General features: G+C 61.4%; 20 protein-coding genes and 1 pseudogene. 11 read left to right on the top strand and 10 right to left on the bottom strand.

Annotated features, from left to right (window positions below; all coding sequences use genetic code 11):
• Positions 1-203: 203 nt before the first annotated feature.
• The 4 genes from NKI41_RS31615 to NKI41_RS31600 all read right to left on the bottom strand — a co-directional run bounded on the left by NKI41_RS31615 (position 204) and on the right by NKI41_RS31600 (position 2,952).
• Positions 204-1,394, bottom strand: a complete 1,191-nt coding sequence (locus NKI41_RS31615) for a tyrosine-type recombinase/integrase (RefSeq protein WP_352541476.1) — start codon at positions 1,392-1,394, stop codon at positions 204-206.
• Positions 1,394-1,639, bottom strand: a complete 246-nt coding sequence (locus tag NKI41_RS31610; RefSeq protein WP_352541475.1) for a helix-turn-helix domain-containing protein — start codon at positions 1,637-1,639, stop codon at positions 1,394-1,396. Before NKI41_RS31610 ends, NKI41_RS31615 begins: the two co-directional genes overlap by 1 nt.
• A 64-nt stretch (positions 1,640-1,703) precedes the next feature.
• A complete protein-coding gene (locus NKI41_RS31605; protein WP_352686845.1) occupies positions 1,704-1,952 on the bottom strand; it encodes a helix-turn-helix transcriptional regulator in 249 nt (82 codons plus the stop codon).
• 523 nt (positions 1,953-2,475) lie between these two features.
• Positions 2,476-2,952, bottom strand: coding sequence for a DUF5996 family protein (locus tag NKI41_RS31600; protein WP_352686842.1), 477 nt, complete (start codon positions 2,950-2,952; stop codon positions 2,476-2,478).
• A gap of 78 nt (positions 2,953-3,030) precedes the next feature.
• Between NKI41_RS31600 and NKI41_RS31595 the strand changes: the two genes are divergently transcribed.
• Positions 3,031-3,906 (top strand): MurR/RpiR family transcriptional regulator, encoded by an 876-nt coding sequence (locus tag NKI41_RS31595; RefSeq protein WP_352449995.1) that lies wholly within the window; start codon positions 3,031-3,033, stop codon positions 3,904-3,906.
• 73 nt (positions 3,907-3,979) lie between these two features.
• On the opposite strand, the gene NKI41_RS31590 is transcribed toward NKI41_RS31595, so the two are convergent.
• The 3 genes from NKI41_RS31590 to iolD all read right to left on the bottom strand — a co-directional run bounded on the left by NKI41_RS31590 (position 3,980) and on the right by iolD (position 7,671).
• Positions 3,980-4,795 carry an SDR family oxidoreductase gene (locus NKI41_RS31590; protein ID WP_352686835.1) on the bottom strand — a complete coding sequence of 272 codons (816 nt, stop codon included), beginning with the start codon at positions 4,793-4,795 and terminating at the stop codon, positions 3,980-3,982.
• A gap of 3 nt (positions 4,796-4,798) precedes the next feature.
• Entirely contained in the window at positions 4,799-5,698 is a 900-nt protein-coding gene (gene iolE, locus NKI41_RS31585) for a myo-inosose-2 dehydratase (protein WP_352686832.1), read from the bottom strand.
• 125 nt (positions 5,699-5,823) lie between these two features.
• A complete protein-coding gene (iolD, locus tag NKI41_RS31580) occupies positions 5,824-7,671 on the bottom strand; it encodes a 3D-(3,5/4)-trihydroxycyclohexane-1,2-dione acylhydrolase (decyclizing) (protein ID WP_352541472.1) in 1,848 nt (615 codons plus the stop codon).
• 107 nt (positions 7,672-7,778) lie between these two features.
• On the opposite strand from iolD, the gene iolG reads away from it, so the two are divergent.
• From iolG to NKI41_RS31530, 10 genes and pseudogenes are all read left to right on the top strand, one after another.
• Positions 7,779-8,786, top strand: a complete 1,008-nt coding sequence (gene iolG, locus NKI41_RS31575) for an inositol 2-dehydrogenase (RefSeq protein WP_352541471.1) — start codon at positions 7,779-7,781, stop codon at positions 8,784-8,786.
• 3 nt (positions 8,787-8,789) lie between these two features.
• Positions 8,790-10,226, top strand: a complete 1,437-nt coding sequence (locus tag NKI41_RS31570) for an NAD-dependent succinate-semialdehyde dehydrogenase (RefSeq protein WP_352541470.1) — start codon at positions 8,790-8,792, stop codon at positions 10,224-10,226.
• Positions 10,227-10,236: 10 nt separating this feature from the next.
• Positions 10,237-11,052 (top strand): HpcH/HpaI aldolase family protein, encoded by an 816-nt coding sequence (locus NKI41_RS31565; RefSeq protein ID WP_352541469.1) that lies wholly within the window; start codon positions 10,237-10,239, stop codon positions 11,050-11,052.
• A complete protein-coding gene (locus tag NKI41_RS31560) occupies positions 11,052-12,017 on the top strand; it encodes a hydroxyacid dehydrogenase (protein ID WP_352541468.1) in 966 nt (321 codons plus the stop codon). Before NKI41_RS31565 ends, NKI41_RS31560 begins: the two co-directional genes overlap by 1 nt.
• On the top strand, positions 12,007-13,131 hold the full coding sequence (locus NKI41_RS31555; RefSeq protein ID WP_352686828.1) for a Gfo/Idh/MocA family protein: 1,125 nt from the start codon (positions 12,007-12,009) through the stop codon (positions 13,129-13,131). The genes NKI41_RS31560 and NKI41_RS31555 overlap by 11 nt, the downstream gene beginning before the upstream one ends.
• Positions 13,132-13,268: 137 nt before the next feature.
• Complete coding sequence (locus NKI41_RS31550; protein WP_352686825.1) at positions 13,269-14,009, top strand: ATP-binding cassette domain-containing protein; 741 nt, start codon at positions 13,269-13,271, stop codon at positions 14,007-14,009.
• The gene (locus NKI41_RS31545) at positions 14,002-15,102 is read left to right on the top strand and encodes an ABC transporter permease (RefSeq protein ID WP_156937342.1); all 1,101 of its coding nucleotides are present in this window, start codon (positions 14,002-14,004) and stop codon (positions 15,100-15,102) included. Before NKI41_RS31550 ends, NKI41_RS31545 begins: the two co-directional genes overlap by 8 nt.
• Positions 15,103-15,160: 58 nt before the next feature.
• Positions 15,161-16,165: a substrate-binding domain-containing protein gene (locus NKI41_RS31540; protein WP_352541465.1), complete on the top strand. Its 1,005-nt coding sequence runs from the start codon at positions 15,161-15,163 to the stop codon at positions 16,163-16,165.
• A 210-nt stretch (positions 16,166-16,375) separates the two neighbouring features.
• On the top strand, positions 16,376-17,425 hold the full coding sequence (locus tag NKI41_RS31535) for a Gfo/Idh/MocA family protein (RefSeq protein WP_352541464.1): 1,050 nt from the start codon (positions 16,376-16,378) through the stop codon (positions 17,423-17,425).
• 306 nt (positions 17,426-17,731) lie between these two features.
• Positions 17,732-18,225, top strand: a pseudogene (locus NKI41_RS31530) (IS66 family transposase); the annotation flags it as partial.
• A gap of 386 nt (positions 18,226-18,611) precedes the next feature.
• Here NKI41_RS31530 and NKI41_RS31525 read toward each other — a convergent pair.
• The 3 genes from NKI41_RS31525 to NKI41_RS31515 all read right to left on the bottom strand — a co-directional run.
• Positions 18,612-18,794 carry a hypothetical protein gene (locus NKI41_RS31525; RefSeq protein WP_352541463.1) on the bottom strand — a complete coding sequence of 61 codons (183 nt, stop codon included), beginning with the start codon at positions 18,792-18,794 and terminating at the stop codon, positions 18,612-18,614.
• A gap of 77 nt (positions 18,795-18,871) precedes the next feature.
• Entirely contained in the window at positions 18,872-19,261 is a 390-nt protein-coding gene (locus NKI41_RS31520; RefSeq protein ID WP_352686822.1) for a hypothetical protein, read from the bottom strand.
• A gap of 280 nt (positions 19,262-19,541) precedes the next feature.
• Positions 19,542-19,816 (bottom strand): TCP-1/cpn60 chaperonin family protein (locus tag NKI41_RS31515; RefSeq protein WP_352686819.1); only part of this gene is annotated, 275 nt, incomplete at its 5' end.

Below are 19,816 nucleotides of genomic sequence, written 5' to 3'. Positions count from 1 at the left end.
TGGAAAAGATTTGAATACTCTGAAGTCCCACTGATCTCTAAGAAATTGATTTTTATCGCTTTCTGAACACCCTCCGGGCCCACCAAGACCTTTGATTTTAGTGCGAAAAAGTGGCCTCGGCCCAAAACGTTTTGGGCCGATTATGGGCCCAACAAAAAAGGGCGGCCGATAAGCCGCCCTGCACCGGTCCGAATTGAAACCATTCACTTGATGACGCGAAGCGGTGTCCGCTGCTTTATGGCGTCGCGTTTCGCCTCCCGCTCGTTGATCGCGCGGGCGATATCGACGGCCATCCGCTTCTTGTTGGCTTCCCGTACGTACGCGTCCGTCACCGTCATGGAGGAATGTCCCATCGCTTCCATAATGGCGCGTGCCTGGATGTTGCATTCGGCGAGATACGTGCCGAAGGTACGCCGGAGCCCGTGCAGGGTGTAGCCCTCCGGAATGCCGGCCTGCTTGTTCCAATGTGCCATCATGCCGGTGAGGCTTTTTTCCGCAAACGGACGCCCATAGCCATTCCTCAATACCGGTCCACCTTTCGAACGGTCTAGCGGCTCCAGAGCCTGCGCCAGCTTGTCCACGACGGGGATAAACACTTCCCTGCCGCCGTGGCGGTTTCGGTTCTTTTTCTGCCGGAACTCGAAGGCCTCGATCAAAACCAGCGAGCCATCGAACAGTTCGATTTCCTCGCTGACCAGATCTTCCCATTCCAGTGTGGCGATATCGCCGCGTCTATTCCCGAGCCAGAAGCCGAGGGCATAGCAGGTGCGCGCCGCCGAGCCGACCGCATGGCGCGCCTCGAACTTTTCACGAATGGCCATCGGCCACCCGGGATTGGCCGTCGATTTGGGAATGCGAACGCGAATTGACAGCGAAGGATCGTCCTGCGGCTTGATCCACTTCTCAACGTCAATCGCCACCCAAAGGAGCTTTTTGATCGCTACCAGCAGGTGCTTTGCGACTGTCCGTCTGGTGCCAAAGACGCCTTCGATAATCGCACGCAGACGGTCGGCATCGAGATGCTCGATCGGCGTGTCGCGCCAGGTCAGCGGATAGGCGGGATCGACCTTCATCTCAAGGAAGCGTTCAATAAGCCGAGCATTCTTCTGCTGGGTCGCTTGGTCGAAGTCCAGCCATTCCATCGTCGTTTCAAGTCGGCGGGCAGCATGACCGAAAGTCTTTGGCAACGCCCGTCCAGGCAAGTCGATGATCACGGCCTTCTGACTCTGGCCTTGAGTTGCCCGTCCATAGGCGGCTTCGAACTCTGGATCACCCGGCCGGCCTGGAAGCCGAATTTCGGGCTTTCCCTTGCCGCGGTAACGATAGACGAGTTTACCGCCTTTTAGGCGCGACGAGACTCCGGGATATTTGTCATCCTTGAATGGCCGGCCCATTAAGCCCTCCTTCCAGCCTTCTGCTGTTCCAAGCGCCGGGGCACCTCGATCGTCGCCGGAGGCGAAGGGCCTTTGCTCTCCATGGCGACCCGAAGGAGCAACGGGTAAGGGAAGCCCCTGCCTTGCTCAATGCCTTCAAATGTGCGCTTGGGTATCCCAAGCACCTTGGCTGCGGCTTCGGCCGTGAATCCTGCCTTGGCGCGCCAAATTTTAACTTCTTGCGCAAGCTTTTCACGATCGTTCACGTCGCGTGTTCCGTACGAGCCCGCGACTTTATTACGCCAGCAGCGTATGCGCAAGCTGCCTATTCTATCTCCTTGCTTCCTTTTTGCTCCGCTCCAAAAGCTGTTGCAGACCGTTGTTTTTGTCGGGTAACGAGGTGAACGCGATGTCGAGCGCTACACGGTCCCAGACGGCCCGACTGTTGATGTGTTTAGGTCTCGGCATGCGCCCATCAGCAACCATCTCTTCAAAAAGCGTCGATCCGACACCGACGTAGCATGCGGCTTCGTCGCGAGAGAGTCCTCTCGGCGGATAGGAAATCGCGTCACTCTTCATAGACGCTGCCTCGGAGATATCGGCGCGCAAAAGCCGCAGCCGCGCGAAGCCAAAATAGGCAGTTGCTTCGGCAGCTTCGTGGCAAAGAAACAGGGCTATGTTGCCATGAGTGCAACCAGATCCGCATATCCATATCATCCCAACAGGGCGAGATCATCCTGCCATAATAGGATGTGGCTTTGTGCGGAAGCTGCCTCAATAGTTCGTTCGGCAAAAGCGAACAGCGACGTGTAAATCGGACAAATGATACTCACAGAATATTCCGCTGCAAATGTGGGGGGCCGAGTCGCTAGACCGCTACATCGCAAGACCCCCTATCGAGGAGGCGTTCTTTTGCTATCGTCGGCAAGCGGCCTGACAACAAATCGAGATCGAGCAACCACGAACTCGAAATTGCGAGTCGGGACGATGATGGACTGGACGGACTGATCCGGAAAAGATAATAAAAATCAAAGCTTAATGGGATTTAAGTTGGCGATGCAGTACCAAATGCAGTACCGCTGAAGCGCAGCCGATGATGTTTTCAGGGTCGTAGGACGGACTTGCCGTTGCGAACGTCGGCGCGACAGAGCACTTGCGGAGCCCGTGGTCGCAGAGGTTGCCCGAATGCACATTCGAGACCGGCTGAATCCCAGTCCGCGAGGTCTGCGGCGGCGCGATATGTGCTCTCCAAGAAGACTATGAGGCTTGCTTCCGGATCGGTAACTCTGCGGATCGCATAAGGCAGCAGGTATTCTCCAAGTCGTAGTGGGCGGCGTCGGCAAAGATCTTCGCCGCCGCGAAGCCTTTTGGTAGGGCGGTGGAGCGGTCGACTTTCCGGCCTTCTATTCCTAAGCCTGTCCGAAACCGCTGCTCCTCTGACGCGTCTCCTTCGCACGGACCCGTCGCAGCCCTCTTGGTGCGCGGACGCGCGATGCGCACTCTTCGGCGCTCCGATCCGTTTTTCTAGCGCGAAGCTGACCTGCGCAGTACGACCGGAAGTCACAACTTGTGGCCCCATGACAGAGTTGACAACTCTCTGCTGGTCAAAAACCTTCAAAGACGCCATCATGCAACAAAAATTGCAAGGATGTGCATCGTGGACGAGAAGGTCGAGGCTCCCAAGGACTATGAGGATCTCATCCGCGTGATACACGACCGGTATGATGGGATGAGCAAGTCGTACCAGAAGATTGCGTTGTATCTCACCCAAAATCCGAATGACGTCGCGGTGCGATCGGTGAACTCGATCGGGGAAGGCAGCGGCGTTCACGCGTCCAGCTTCGTCCGATTTGCCCAAGCATTGGGGTATGAGGGGTTCAAGGACCTGCAGAGCCTCTTCCAGAAACGATTGTCCACCGCGGCTCCCGGCTTCGAAGCCCGCGTCAAGGCGTTGGAGAAGGAACTGGGGGAGCGGACGGATCGCAGCGAGATGGGATTCATGCACGATCTGGTCGTCCGTGACATCGCGTCCCTGAAAGAGATGCTCACCGGTATTCAGCCCGAGGATCTGGCGGAAGCCGTTAGCCTGCTCGAGAAGGCCGACGTCGTCTATCTGATGGGACAACTTCGCTCGGCACCGGTCGTCGAACTCCTTCGCTATATACTGACCATGCTGGGTAAGCGCTGCGTGCTCCTGGATCCGGGCGGCGGACTGGCCACGCATATGGCCCGCGCGATGCGGAAGACGGACCTGCTGTTTGCGGTGTCGTTCCGCTTCTATGCGAACGAGGTCGTCAATGTTGTGGAAGAAGCCGCGGGGAGAGGTATACCCATCGTGGCGATCTCGGACAGCACGCTGTCTCCATTGGCCAAGAGCGCGCGCGTTCTCTTCGCCGTTCCGGAGCACGAATACACTTTCTCGCGCTCGCTGGCGGCTCCTATGTGTCTTGCCCAGGCTTTGACCGTGGCCTTGGCGGCCAGGCTTCAGAACAACGCAGTCAATCCCCGCATTCCAACGGTTACCGAGCGGTAGGGACTCCAAACCGCGAAACCTGTCGCAGCACCGGCGATCCTCCGGCCGTCGATTCTCAATCGGTGTCGGAAGGTTAAAACGCCATCGCCTTTTCAGGCACGGCCATGGGGCCGGATGCGGCACCAAGGACTGTCTGGTCGTAATCCACCACCGAACCTGTCATGAGCCCGGCATCGTCCGAAACAAGGAAGTTTACCGCCCGCGCGACCTCGCGGGGGTCGATCAGGCGCCCGAAGGGCAGGTTTGCGACCGCTTTCGCTTCCCAATTGGAATCGCCCGTCTCACTCGCCTGTAACTCCCGCTCATGGTCGGAGGCCATCCAGCCGACATCAAGCTGGTTGACGCGGATGCGGTTCTTCATCACGGAAAACGCCGTGTTGCGGGTCAGCGTCGCCAGCGCCGCCTTAGTGGCACAGTAAACGTTGATGAAAGGCTGGCCGGCATGTTCCGAGATCGAGCCGATGTTGCAGATGGCGCCTTCAATGCCGTCGCGGATCATGCGGCGGATGGCCTCCTGCATCAGGAAGTAGGGTCCGCGCACGTTGACGGCGAACAGGGCGTCGAAAAGTTCGGGCGAGGTATCGAGGATGGTGCCACGGTCCGTGCAGGCACCGGCGTTCACCAGCACATGTATCTTGCCATAAACGCGCTCGGCCTCCGCCATCACGCTTCGGCAATCTTCGACTTTGCCGAGATCGGCCTTGACAAAGTGGACAGGCACGCCGGTGTCGTGCGTGATCGCCTCGGCCGCGGCACGGCCCTTCGCCTCGTTGCGGCCGAGAGTGACAAGACCGGCAGCGCCGGCTTCCGCCAGCCGGCGCGCAATGGCCGCTCCCAACCCCTGCGTTGAACCCGTGACAACGCAGACCTTTCCATCCATGCGATTCATACTTCAGCTCTCCACAGTGTAGCCAGCCGCGGCCATGACGCGCCGCAATTCCTTATGCCCGATCTTCGCCATTTCGAGTGGCGGACTTTTGACGGGATCCTGCTCGGCTTCAACGACGAACCAGCCTTCGTAACCGTAGGAGGCCAGCCGCTTCACGATCGCCTCGAAGTCGAGCGAGCCGTCACCGGGTACGGTGAAGGCCCCCTTTACCACTGCGTCGAGAAAACTTTCCCGGCTGCGGTCGAGCCCGTCCACGACCGCTTGGCGGATGTCCTTGGTGTGTACATGCGAAATGCGGGCGTGGTGCTTGTCCACCACCCGCAGCACGTCGCCGCCGGCAAAGGCCATATGGCCGGCATCGTAGAGCAGGGGCAGACCCTCGCCGGAATGCTTCATCAGCAGATCGACGTCCTGCTCGCTTTCGATCGGCGCGGCCATGTGGTGGTGGTAGCAAATCGGCATGCCCTGACCCGCGCACCATTCGCCGAAAGTGGTGAGCTTACGGCCGTAGGCCTTGATCTGATCGTCGTCGAGACGCGGGCGCATAGCCAGCGGCGTTCCGCGGTCGCCCTGAATGGTGCGACCCGTCTCGCCATAGACGATGCAGGGCGCGTTGGTCGCCTTGAACAACTCCATCTGCCCGGCGATGCGGTCCTTCTCTTCATCGATATTGCCGACCAGCAAGCGGCCGGAGAACCAGCCGCCACAGACGCTCATGGCATGCTGCCTCAGGATGGGCTCAAGCACGGCCGCGTCCATCGGGAAGCGGCGGCCAGTCTCCATGCCGGTGAAGCCGGCCTCACGGGCCTGCCGCAGGCACTCCTCCAGCGAGACGTCGTCGCTCAGTTCGGGAAGGTCGTCGTTCCACCAGGCGATCGGCGCGATGCCAAGCTTGGCTCTCATCGTCATCTCCAATCATGATTTTCGAATGCTGCTGGCTGCCTGCGCAGCGACAAAAAACTGCCGGAACAATGCTCAGGGAGTTTTGCATCGTTCCGGCAGGGGACGCCCCCGCGCGCCCGAACGGTTCAGACACCCACGCGCTGCTTCTTGCGACCTTCGGTTTGCGCGGCATGCGCGTCGCGGACCTGCTGGCGCCCGCTGATCTCGGGCACGCCGACGTCCCACCATGCATCCCCGGGCGTCCAGCTGAAGGCGTCGGAGACGATGGCAATGACGGTGGTTCGGTCGGTGGTCTTCGCCCATTCGATCGCTTGGCCGAGATCGGCAAGGCTTTCGACACGCCGCGCCAGCGCGCCCATGGCTTCCGCGTGCTTGGCGAAGTCGACCGAGAACGGCTCCTTGACCCGGCAGTCCTTGATAAGGTTATTGAAGGAGGCGCCGCCCTTGGCGTTCTGCAGCCGATTGATCACCGCATAGCCGCCATTGTCGCATACCACGAGAATCATCTTGTGGCCGGCGAGCACCGACGAATAGATGTCGGAGTTCATCATCATGTAGGTGCCGTCGCCGATCATGACGATCGGCGTGCGGGTAGGGTCGGCCATGGCCGCGCCCCAGCCGGCAGAGATTTCATAACCCATGCAGGAGAAGCCGAACTCGCAGTCGAAAGTGTTGGGTTCCTTCACCCGCCAGTTCTTCATCACCTCGCCGGGCAGTCCGCCGGCCGCGGTGATCAGCAGGTCACGCTCGCCCGCCTTGGCGTTCACCACGCCTACGACCTGCGCATAGGTCGGGACCGGCTCGTTGGTCGGCTTCTGGAAGCCGTCAAGCATCGTGTTCCACTTGGCGAACTCGATGCGACCCTTGTCTGTCCAGGCCCTCTCCGCTTTCCAGTCGCCGAGGGCACCTTCGAGTTCGCTCACCGTCTCCAGCGCGTCGCCGACGACGGCGAGCGCCCGGTGCTTGGTGGCATCCCAGCGTGCGGCATTGATCGAGACGAACTTTGCGTCGGCCGAGAAGGCGCTCCAGGATCCGGTGGTGAAGTCCATGAGCCGTGTGCCGACGGCGATGATCACGTCGGCTTCCGCCGCCAGCGCGTTGGCGGAGGTTGAGCCGACGATGCCGATCGGTCCGACATGCGCGGGGTGGTCGTGCGTAACCGTGCCTTTGCCGGCAATCGTCTCCGCGAGCGGGATCCCATGCCTTTTGGCGAAATCGCCAAGAACCTTCTCGGCACCCGAATAACGCACGCCACCACCCGAGATGATCAGCGGCCGCTTTGCGCCTTTGAGGAGGCGGGTCGCTTCGGCGAGCCGGCTGCGATCGGGCCGGGGGCGCGGCACCTCATTCACCGTCTGTTCGAAGAAGGCTTCGGGATAATCCCAGGCGATCTCCTGCACATCCTGCGGCAAAGCGATGAAGGCAGGCCCGCAATCGGCCGGATCAAGCAGCACCGCAACCGCCTGCGGCAACGACGAGATGATCTGCTCGGGATGGACGATGCGGTCCCAGTAGCGCGTGACCGCCTTAAAGGCGTCATTGACGTTGATGGTTGGGTCGCCGAAGTGCTCGACCTGCTGCATGACCGGATCGGGCCGGCGACTGACGAAGGTGTCGCCTGAGAGCATCAGCACCGGCAGCCGGTTCGAATGGGCGACACCCGCCGCCGTCACCATGTTCAGCGCACCCGGACCGATCGAGGTCGCCGCAACCATGATCTGGCGCCGGCGCTTCGCCTTTGCAAAGCCGATCGCTGCAAGCGCCATCGACTGCTCATTCTGGCCGCGCCAGGTCGGCAGCACGTGCTTCACCGCCTCGAGTGCTTCAGAAAGGCACGTCACGTTGCCGTGCCCGAAGATGGCGAAGACTCCCGGAAAAAGCGGAACTTTCTCGCCGTCGACGACCGTGAACTGGTTGCACAGATAGCGCACGAGCGCCTGTGCCATGGTCAGACGGACGGTGGCCCTGGTCATCTTTGTCTCCTCCCTAACGACGGTCTTTCCAAATCTATACGGAATGCCCATTGACAAATCAATATGTTTGCAACGATCATTGCAAAAATTCAAACCGGGAGGATTTCTTGCTCAGGATTGCTGTGCTCGGCTGTGGTCGGATAGGTAGGATGCATGCGGCAAACATCGCCGCGCATCCCCGTGCGGAACTGGCCACCGTCTATGACATCGACGAATCGTCCGCGGAGGCTGTCGCGGCGCGGCACGGCGTTCGCGCTTCGGGATCCGCCGACGAGGTATTTGCCTCGGCAGATGTAGATGCGGTCCTTGTCGCGACGGTGACTGACACGCATGCCGACTACATCGAAAAGGCGGTGGCCGCTGGCAAACCCGTGCTCTGCGAGAAGCCGATCGATCTTAGTCTGGAAAGGGTGAACCGTTGCGCCGAAGCAATTTTGTCCAAGGGCGTGCCGGTCCAGATCGGCTTCAACCGACGTTTCGACCCCGGTCATCGTGCGGCGTGGAACGCCGTACGATCCGGCGAGATCGGCGACCTGCACCAGGTCATCATCACCTCGCGTGATCCTGGCATGCCGCCCCGTTCCTACTACGAGGTCGCGGGCGGGCTTTTTCGCGACATGACGATCCACGATTTCGACCTCGCCCGCTTCATGCTGGGAGAGGAGCCGGAGGAGGTGTTCGCCATAGGAGGCCGGCTGATCGACCCGGCGATGATGGAGGAACTAAACGACTACGACAGCGTCATGGTCGTGATGCGAACCAAAAGCGGCAAGCAGTGCCACATCAACAATTCCCGCACCTCAACCTATGGATACGACCAGCGCGTCGAGCTTCTGGGCAGCACCGGCATGGTGATCAGCGGCAACCGGAAGCCTCATGAGTTGCGCCGTTACTCGGCCGCGCGGGCCGAAGCCACCACGCCCTACCTCGACTTTTTCATCGAGCGATACCGCGAAGCGTTCGATGCCGAGATCGACGCCTTCGTTACCTGCGTCGAGAAGGCCGAGCGGCCGCTGGTCGGTTTCGAGGACGGGCGCCGCGCTCTGGTCTTGGCCGAAGCGGCGATGAAATCGGCGGTCGAAGGCCGCTCCGTGAAGGTCAGCGAGATCGGATAAGCCATGTACGCGAAATACGGATTGTTTATCGATGGTCGTTGGCGACCGGCGTTCGGAAATGCCACCTCCACGGTCCTGAGCCCGGTCACAGAAGAGTCACTTGGGAATGCGCCATCTGCCGCCTTCGTCGATACCGAGGAGGCTCTGGAAAGTGCGGTCCGCGGCTTCGCCGCCTGGAAAGTCAAAAGCGCCTTCGAGCGGGCTGACGCGCTTCACGCCATCGCCGACGAGATGATCCGCCGCAAGGACGAAGCGACGCGGATGATCTCGACCGAGACCGGCAAGCCAATCGCCCAGTCTGAGCGGGAATGGGGACTCTCGATCGACCAGTTCCGCTGGTATGCCGAAGAGGCGCGGCGCATCTATGGTCGAGTCATCGAAAGCCGCGTACCGGGCGGCCGGTTTGAGGTCCTGCGCGAACCGGTCGGGGTTGCGGCAGCGTTCACGGCCTGGAATTTTCCGGCTGCTCTGGTTGCCCGCAAGGTGGCGCCGGCGCTAGCTGCCGGCTGTTCGACTATCATCCGTCCGTCGAGCCAGACTCCCGGCGTGGCGATGGTGATGGTCGACTGCATGCGCGCCGGCAGGCTTCCTGCCGGCACGGTGAACCTCGTCATCGGCCTGACGGACACGACTTATGCGCCCATCATGGCTTCGCCTGCTGTCCGCAAGGTATCGCTGACCGGCTCCACTCGAGTCGGCCAGCAAATGATCCGCGATGCCGCCGACACGGTGAAGAAGGTGTCGATGGAGCTTGGCGGCAACGCGCCGCTGATCGTCTTCGACGATGCAGATCTAGACACTGCGCTCAACCTGTCGGTGCCAACCAAATACGCTAATGCCGGGCAGGTCTGCGTGACGCCTGATCGCTTCTTCGTCCACGAAAGCCTCCACGACTCTTTCGTCGAAGGCTTCGTCGAACGCGCAAGAGCATTGAAGCTGGGCGACGGCCTCGACCCCTCGGTTCAGATGGGACCGCTAATCAGCGACCGCCGGCTTGCGGAGATCGAAGCCATCGTCGACGACGCGGTGGGGGCCGGAGCAAAAGTAGCGACCGGAGCTGGTCGCGCCGCCTCGTTCAATGCGGGCCATTTCTATGAGCCTACCGCTCTCAGTGACGTTACCGACAACATGACGGTCTTTGCCCAAGAGAACTTCGGACCCATCGCGGCGATCGCCAGATTCAGCTCCGACGACGAGGTGCTCGCGCGAGCAAATGCTTCGCCGGTGGGGCTTTCGGCCTATGCGTTCACCCGCAGTCCAGACAGGGCCAGGCGAGTTGTCGCGGAGCTCAAGGCGGGCATGGTGGGCATCAACAGCTTCGCTCTTGCCGCGTCCGAGGCTCCGTTCGGCGGCACGAAATATTCCGGAATGGGTCGCGAAGGCGGCAGCGAAGGTATCGGTGACTACCTCGACACCAAGCTTGCGCAGATCGTGTTCTGAGGAGGCCGCCTTGATCAAGAACGAGCTCAAGCAGATCTGGGCCGAAGGGCGGCCCACGATCAATGGCTGGCTTTCGATCGGCAATCCATTCACCGCCGAGATCATGGCCGCGCAGGGCTATGACAGCGTGAGCATCGATGTCCAGCACGGCGCGCTCGACTATTCGATGCTGCTTCCGATGTTCCAGGCGATGCGTGCATCCAGGGTGGTGCCCATGGCGCGCGTGCCGTGGCTGGAGCCGGGCATCATCATGAAGGTGCTGGATGCCGGCGCCTATGGCGTGATCTGTCCCATGATCAACACGCCGGAACAGGCGGCTCAGCTCGTCAGCTACCTGCGCTATCCGCCGGCCGGCCAGCGCAGTTTTGGGCCGACGCGTGCCAACTTCTCGGCGGGTGCCAACTACGCGGCCGAGGCCAATGACGAGATCCTGGCTTTCGCCATGGTCGAGACCGCCGAGGCAATGCGCAATCTCGATGCGATCGCCGCAACGCCAGGGCTCGACGGCATCTATGTCGGTCCCGCAGACCTGACCTTCAGCCTGCACCAGGGGCGTCTCGCGCCGTCCTTCGATCGCGAGGAGCCTGACATGATCGCCGCTCTGCGGACGATCGTTACGGCCTGCAAGAGGAACGGCAAACGCGCCGCGCTCCATTGCGGCACGGCCGACTACGCCGCACGTGCCGTCGAATGGGGTTTCGAGATGACAACCATCTCGGGTGACTCCCGACTGCTTGCCTCCGCCGCGCAGGCAAGTGTCGCTCGCTTCCGCGAATTGACGGGTGCGAAAGCCGTCCCGGCCGAAGCCGGCAAGGGAGGCTATTGATGCCCCACGTCCTGGTCGCCGGAAAGCTTCATCCGAGCGGCATCGAACTTCTCGATGGGTCGCCCGGCGTCACCTACGACTATGTCGAAGATGTCTCCGAGCCAAGCTATGCACCTCTGATCGGCAAGGCCGATGGTCTCGTCATCCGCACCCAGCCCTTGTCGGCTCCGACCGTCGCACGCGCCGAGAGACTGAAGATCGTCTCGCGCCATGGCGTCGGCTACGACGCCGTGGATCTGCCTTCTCTCAACGAACGTGGTATCGCGCTGGCGATAGTCGGCGACGTGAATTCGGTGTCGGTGGCCGAGCACGCTATGATGCTGTTGCTGGCGGCAACCAAGCGGCTCATCCGCGCGGATCGTTCGGTCCGCGACAACGAATGGGGTTGGCGCAACCGGCTGGAGCCAAACGAACTCGCGGGCAAGCGACTGCTGATCCTCGGGTTCGGCCGGATCGGCCGCCACTTGGCGCGCATGGCGGCGACATTCGGCATGAACGTGCGCGCATATGATCCATTCCTTGCAAGGCAAGGCTGGCCGGAGGGGCCGGTCGCGTCGGTGAGCGACTTGCAAACGGGACTCGCCTGGGCCGATGCGATCTCCGTCAACGTACCCAAGGCCGAGCGCCCGGTGATCGGGCCAATGGAACTCTCGGCGATGAAGCCGACTGCCGTACTCATCAACACTGCGCGGGGCGGCGTGGTCGACGAGGCGGCGCTGATCGCGGCGCTGCGAGAGGGGCGCATCGCCGCAGCCGGTATCGACGTCTTCGACGATGAACCGCCTGCCGCGAACCATCCGCTCTTCGGCTTCGACCAAGTGATTCTGACGCCGCATATAGCCGGGCTCACCGCCGAATGCGGAGAACGCATGGCGATCTCGTCCGTGCGGAACGTGCTCGATTTTTTCGCCGGGCGGATTGACTCGGCGCTGGTGGTAAACGGAGCCGCGTTGAATGGCCGGTGAAAAACCTCAACTCAGAATCGGCCTGATCGGCACCGGCTTCATGGGCAAGACCCATGTGTTCGGCTTTGCTGCCGCACAACGTGTCTTCGATCTTCCCTACGAACTGGTGCTCCACACGGTTGCGGACAGAACCGATGAGCTCGCCGCGCAGGCGGCGCAGACCTTGGGGTTCGCGCGGGCGAGCGGGGACTGGAGGCGTCTGGTCGAGGACTCGGAGATCGATATGATCGATATCACGGCGCCGAACGCCTTCCACAAGGAGATGGCGCTCGCCGCCATTGCCGCCGGCAAGCACGTCTATTGCGAGAAGCCGCTGGCGCCCGTTGCGGCGGATGCCCGACGGATGGCCGAGGCGGCGGAAGCGGCCGGCGTCAGGACGCAGGTCGGGTTCAATTATCTCTGCAACCCGCTGCTCGCGCTGGCGCGGCAGATGATCCGCGCGGGCGAGTTGGGCGAGATCCGCAGCTATCGCGGCATTCACGCCGAGGATTACATGGCGGATGCGGAAAGCCCATTTACCTTCCGGCACGATCCTGTCGGCGGTGGCGCATTGGTGGATCTGGGCAGCCATGCTCTGGCCACGGCGGAGTTTCTGCTTGGCTCGGTGGAACGGGTCCTCGGCGATTCCGTCACCGTCATAGCGAGCCGTCAGGATGGCCGAGGCGGGCGCCGGACCATCGAGGTCGACGACATCGGTCGCGCATTTCTGCGTTTTGCCAATGGTGCATCCGGCAGCATCGAAGCGAGCTGGGTCGCCACCGGCCGCAAGATGCAGCACGATTTCGAGGTCTATGGCACCAAGGGGGCGCTCGTCTTCAGCCAGGAGCGCTTCAACGAGCTGCATTTCTACAGCACGGCCGATCCCGGCGGCCGGCGTGGCTTTCGGCGCATCGAGGCCGGTCCGGATCACGATCCCTATGGATTCTTCTGCGTCGCACCAGGCCATCAGCTCGGCTTCAACGATCTGAAGGCTATCGAGATTGCGCGGTTCGTCGATGCGATCGCCGGGAAGCGAGACGAGTCTTTCGGCTTCCGGGCCGGCCAACGCATCCAGGAACTCGTGGAGGCAATTCAGGGCTCGGCCCGGGAGAGCAAGTGGCTGCGAACAGACTGATGCGAGGGAGAGTTGGTCGCCGCCCCGCATGCGTCTGAAATAAACGTTGCATGTTTGTACATTTTGCAATATAGATTGCAGCCGGAGAGAGGTACGTCGGCTGAGTGCTCAAGTCGACGTCGCACAGGGAGGAGAATGTGTCTGTGCTGGACGTACGAAGCGTCTCGAAAAGCTTTGGTGCTATCCGCGCCTTGTCAGATGTTAGCTTCGCGGTTGCTGCCGGCGAGGTGGTTGGCCTGATGGGCGACAACGGTGCCGGGAAATCGACCATGGTGAAGCTGATTGCGGGGAACTTCCCACCCTCCGACGGCGAAATCGCGGTGGACGGCAAGGTCTGCCATTTCCACAAGCCGATCGAGGCACGGGGCGAAGGGATCGAGGTCGTCTATCAAGATCTGGCCTTGGCCGACAATCTGACGGCCGCCCAAAATGTCTTTCTCGGCCGCGAGATGAAGAAGGGGTTTTGGCCGCTCCGCGTGCTCGACAAGCAGACGATGATCAACCGCTCGGCAAAACTGTTCGCGGAGCTGAAGTCGGAGACGCGGCCGCGCGATCTGGTCAAAAAAATGTCAGGCGGCCAGCGGCAGGCGGTCGCCATTGCCCGCACCCGGCTATCCAACTCCAAGCTCGTGCTGATGGATGAGCCGACCGCGGCGATTTCCGTCCGCCAGGTAGCCGAGGTGCTGGAGCTGATCCGGCGGCTCAAATCGCAAAATGTGTCGGTAATGCTGATCAGCCACCGCATGCCCGATGTGTTCGCGGTCTGCGACCGCATCATCGTGCTGAGACGCGGCTCGAAAGTGGCCGACAAGGCGACGGAGAAGACATCGCCGGAGGAGATCACCGGCCTAATTACGGGAGCAATCCGTGATGCATAGCCAGAGCGACATGCTGAAGGAAGGCCATGCGTCCATCGGTGATGTGGTCGGCATAATAGAGCAGAGCGTTTTCCAGAAGATGATCGCCAGCCAGGCCTTCTGGGTCGCGATCGCGCTTTTCGTGTTGGTGGTCTTCATGACGTGGCTGGAGCCCAGCTTCGGCACGGTCGACAACGTTACCAACACCACCCGCAATTTTGCACCTATCGCCATCATGGGGCTGGGCATGACGGTGGTGCTGATCACCGGCGGCATCGATCTGTCGGTCGGCTCGGTGATGGGGCTGGTCGCGATCGTCGCCGGCCTGCTGCTCACTTGGCACCAGCCTTGGTATGTGGCGTTTGGCGCGGGTCTGCTCGCAGGCATCGCCTGCGGAGCCTTTAACGGTTTCTTCGTGGCCTATATCGGCATGCCGTCCTTCGTGGTGACGCTAGGCATGCTGTCGATCGCGCGCTCGCTGGCGGTCGTGCTGTCCGGCAACCAGATGCTTTACCAGTTCGGACCCGATGCGCCGATCGTCAAGGCCATCGGCCAGGCCAAATGGCCGAGGCACACGCCTGACGGCTGGGTGCCTCATTGGATCCCGGAACTGTCCTCGCAGTTCTGGGTGATGGTGATCCTCGCGCTCATCGTCGGCTCCGTCTTCATTTTCACCGCCTGGGCGCGCCACCTCTTCGCGATCGGCGGCAACGAGAACGCCTCGCGGATGACCGGCGTCCCCGTCGACTGGATCAAATTCCAGGCCTATGTCTTCTGCGCATTTACCGCATCGATCGCGTCCCTGCTGCTGCTCGGCTACAGCGGCTCGGCCATCAACGCGATGGGAACCGGCTACGAGTTGAGGGTGATCGCCGGCACCGTCATTGGGGGGGCCAGCCTGATGGGCGGCTACGGAACCGCGTTTGGCGCTGTGATCGGTTCGGCCTTCCTCGAGGTCATCCGCAACGCGCTGCTGATGGCCGGGATCGATTCGAACTGGCAGGGCGCCTTTGTCGGGGCCTTCATCATTCTTGCCGTGCTTCTCGGCATGCAGACCTCGGGCAAGTCGCTGCGGGCGACGCTGGAGGGTATGTTTACCTGGAAGCGCAAATAGAATCCGGCGGCCGCAAGCCGTCGGGGATAGTGGACGTCAAAACAAAGTGGAGGAACAGGTGAAAAAATACATTCTGACGGCGGCCGTGGCGTTTTCCGCGCTGATGGCAGGGCAGGCCTATGCCCAGCAGAAATACGTCTTCGCCCTTGTGCCGAAGAACATGAACAATCCTTTCTTCGACCAGGCTCGTGACGGCTGCAAGAAGGCCGAAGCCGAATCCAGCGGCGCGATCGAATGCATGTATATCGGCCCCGGCGAGCATGGCGGCGGCGAGGAGCAGGTGCAGATCGTGCAGGACCTGGTGGCCAAGAAGGTCGACGGCATCGCCGTCGCCCCGTCGAACGCCGCGGCAATGGCCGTCGCGCTTCAGGCCGCCAGGGAAGCGGGCATTCCCGTGCTTACCTGGGACTCGGATGTGCTACCGGAGAACAAGGACCTGCGTGTCGCCTATATCGGCACGCACAATTACGAAATTGGCGTCAACCTCGCCAAGATCGTGCAGACCATCAAGCCGAAAGGCGGCACCATCTGTATCCAGTCGGGCGGAGCTGCCGCGGCCAACCACAATGAGCGCATGAAGGGTATACGCGATACGCTGGCCGGCAAGGAGTCGGCTGCCTCGCCAGGTGATGCCCTGACCGGCCAGAACGGCTGGACGGAAGCACCGGGCTGCCCTCTCTATACCAACGACGACTTCCCTCTGTCGGTTCAGCAGTTCCAGGACTTCATGGCGAAGACGCCAAACCTCGACGCCTTCGTGCCGACAGGCGGCTTTCCGCAATTCATACCGGATGCCAATCGCGCTGCGGTCGAGCCGTACAAGGATAAGATCGCCAAGAAGGAGCTGGCTCTGGTCGTCGCCGACACGCTGCCGGTGCAGATGGACCAGATGAAGGAAGGCCTGTCGCTCGGCCAGGTCGGACAGCGGCCGTTCGAAATGGGCTACAAGACCATGCTGGCGCTGAAGGACATCAAGGACGGCAAGCCCGCGCCGGCCGACCCGACCTACACCGGTCTCGACGTCTGCACCCCCGAAACCGCCGACACCTGCATCGGAAAGTAGGCGGGGGGCGCAACTCTGCGGCGGGCGAGGGATGACTCTTGCCCGCCTTTGCCCCTGAGAGGCGACAACAGACCCATCGAGCGACTGGCTCAAATCGACCGCTGCCGTCAGGCCTCAGAGACGCTCCGCTGGCCACGGCGTGACCATTTTTAGACGAGTGCCGGGAGTGATCCCATTCGGGAGGAGCAATTGAGAAAGATACGATATGCCGTGGTGGGCGCGGGCTGGATCACACAGGAAGCCTTTATGCCCGGTGTGTCCCAGACCGGAAACTCGACAATCACGGCGATCGTCAGCGGCTCGGCCAAAAACGCCGCTAAGCTCGCCGAATTCTACGGCGTGGAACACGTCTTCAGCTATGAGCAGTACGACCAGATGCTCGCATCGGACGTCGCCGATGCAGTTTACGTGGCATTGCCGAACTCCATGCATGCCGACTATGCGATCCGAGCCCTGAGAGCCGGCAAGCACGCGCTCGTTGAGAAGCCGCTGGCCACGACCGAGGCGGAATGCGAGGCGATGATCGCCGCCGCCAATGAGAGCGGAGCGTACCTGATGACGGCGTATCGGCTGCACAACGAGCCCGGCACTGTCGAGGTGCTGGAGCGCATCCGCAGCGGTGAGATCGGCGATCCCCGCATCTTTGCCGCGGTCTTCTCCTTCGTAGCGTCGTCCGACAATCACCGCCTCAAGGCCGCCTATTGGGGCGGTCCCTTGCAGGACATCGGCGTCTATTGCCTGAATGCCGCGCGCCATATCTTTGCCACTGAGCCGATCGAGGCAGTCGCGGTAAGGAGTTTCGGCAGCGCCTCAGTCGGGGAGGTAGAGGAAAGCATTGCCGTGACGTTGCGCTTCCCCGAGGGCCGGCTTGCACAGTTCATTGCCAGCTTCGGCGCGGACAATTCGGATTTTTACCACGTGGCCGGAACGAAGGGGAGCGTAACAGCCGACCCTGGCTTCCGTTTCGAGACTGCCGTGCAAATGAAGCTTCGGCATGGCGACATCAGAACCGAAACGACGTTCCCGCAGACAGACCATTTCGCCGGACAGACCGCGTATTTCTCCGACTGCATCCTGAATGCACAACCGCCTGAAGCCGACGGTGGAGAAGGATTTGCCGACGTGCGCGCCCTGCTTGCCATTGAGCGCGCCGCCAGCACCGGTCAGCCTCAGAAGATAGACACGCCGGCACGGCAGGTTCATCCTACTGCGGATATGATCCGCATCTTGCCTACAACGGACCAGCGGCTGCTTCTCTGACGCGCTTTCGCCCGCGGAGCCGGCCAGGATTCATTGCGAGAAGCGTCTCACGAAACGGCATCGCGTACCGCGTTGTACCGTGCAACCGTTCATGCGGAGGCAGTCACGATCTTGTTTCCGAACGTGCTCGACGGGCTGCGCTGGGTGAAATTCATCCAGGCGGCCGCCGACTCGCACGAGGCCGGAAAAGCCCGGACAACCGGCTGGCTTGACTGAACGCATTGGAATAATACGGAGGTAAACTTGAGTATACGCGTTGGAATTATCGGCGTAGGGTTAATGGGTGCGGATCACGCGCGGATGCTCGCATCACCTCAAGCCCGGCTTGCCGCCCGACGGGAGCATTCCGCGCCCATCATCGCTGCCCTGAAACCATGGTTCGAAAAGCAGCTATCGATGATCTCCTCCGGCTCTGGCCTGGCCGAAGACATCCGGCATGGGCTCGGCCACTGGCAAGGCCTGACCCGCTTCCTGGACGATGGCCGCCTGGAACTCGACACCAACCCGGTCGAAAACGCGATCAGGCCAGTATGCCTGACCAGAAAAAAATGCCCTGTTTGCAGGTCACGAAGTCGGGGCCGAAAATTGGGCGCTGCTCGCCTCCATCGCCACCTGCAGGCTAAACGACGTCAACACGGTCGCCTACCTCGCCGAAACCCTCGACGCCATCATCAAACGGCCATCCGCAGACCCAGATCGAGGAACTCATGCCCTGGCGATTCCGAAAAACGTCAAGCCCAAATCCACAGGCGATCCGCGAGGCGCTCACCCTAAGCTTTATCATTGACGGTCTGACTTGACGTCTGGCCCGAGGGCGGCGTTCGCTACTATTCCGAAACTTAAGGTTTCGCCCTACCGCGTAGTTGGGGTCGGCTGTCTTAAGAGGGCCGCTGCCCAAGGTGCCTACTTCTTAACGCATTGGCGGACTGGTGCGGCCGAGCAAACTTCGCCCACGCCGCAGTCCAGGTCGCGTGAACAAGGTTCCGGCATTTGCGGTGGCTCCAGCGTGACGAAGGGCGTCCTCGGCTCTTCCCCCGGTCTCGCCGTTCTCGGGAGGAAGGCGCCGGGATCACCGAGCGACTTCACATATCGATAGAATGACCGAATGTCGCTCTCCGGCATGACGCGAACGTTGTACCAAGGCATCGGGTGATGTCCGGGTTTTGCCCAAAGGGACATAGGGGCATCAAATCAGGCGGTTGCTTTCCGCAATTTGACGCGCCCGCCGCACCGTGCCGTCGGTGTCGGCGGACTTTCGTCTTGTTGCTTCGTCGCTTCTGATCGTCAGCCGCTTCGACAGGATTTTTCCAGTTTCGACGATTGGCTTGACCGGTATGGCCGGAGCGTCCGGAGTTTTCATGTACCTCATGCTTATTATCCTTTTAGGCAAAAATGAAAGAGAGCGCGGAGCGGCTGTCCGCCCCGGCACCTTGCACGGCGATAAAATTACGGTCGCACGATCCAGGCCAGCAACGCCGGATTAAAATCGGAGTTGCCGGTATAGTCGCGGATCAAAAGCGCGGCGTATGCCTGCCACTGATCCTCGGGGATCTGCTTTTCAATGACCGATGTTCTGAACGCGTCACGCAGGATATTGCAGTCAAAAGTCGAAATCACATCGGCCGATTGATCGTTGTCCATAATGCGGCTCCCATCGAGGGGGCGGGAGTACGATGGACGCTCTTCCAAGTTCAGCCGGCCGACCATCTCGTCCGCTTCGCCGGCATTGATGCCGACCATGATCTTGTGATCGGACTCGGCGGGCTGGCCGGTGAAAACGTCGAAAACGGTCCAGCTGTCCGGGCGGTCCATGCGAAACGCGTAGCGGTTTGCCATAGTCGCGTCCTATTCATTTTTGCCGGCACCAATTTGTGTCGATCGGTTCAGGCCTGCACAATGACAAAGACTGCCGCCAGGCCAACGACTGTCCACAGCACCACGCACACCTTCAAAGCCAGGCCCCCGTGCCGTGAGATGCCCTCCCGCATGCGGGGTACCCCGTTCTTCATTCTCCTGCCCGGCGTGGCCGCAACGCCGACCGGCGGCTTGACCCCAAGTCTGCCGAATACCGGAAGCAGCGTCGGCTCACGCACGGGCTTCTCCGGACGCCAAGGTCTCAGTATCCCATGCTGCCGCCGCCACCGCCGCCGCCACCACCAACTGCCGGTGCGGCATCCCGAGCCGGAATGTCGGTGATCATCGCTTCGGCGGTGATCAGAAGGGCGGCGATCGAGCCGGCGTCCTGCAGCGCGGTGCGCACCACCTTTGCCGGGTCGACGATGCCGGCCTTGATCATGTCGACATACACCTCGTTCTGGGCATCGAAGCCCTGATTGTGATCCTTGCCCTCGGCGAGCTTGCCGACGACGATCGAACCTTCGACGCCGGAAT

Source organism: Mesorhizobium sp. M0601 (assembly GCF_040320845.1).
Classification (GTDB): domain Bacteria; phylum Pseudomonadota; class Alphaproteobacteria; order Rhizobiales; family Rhizobiaceae; genus Mesorhizobium.
Note: the sequence above shows the minus strand (reverse complement) of the source record. Positions and strands in the feature narration are given on the sequence as shown.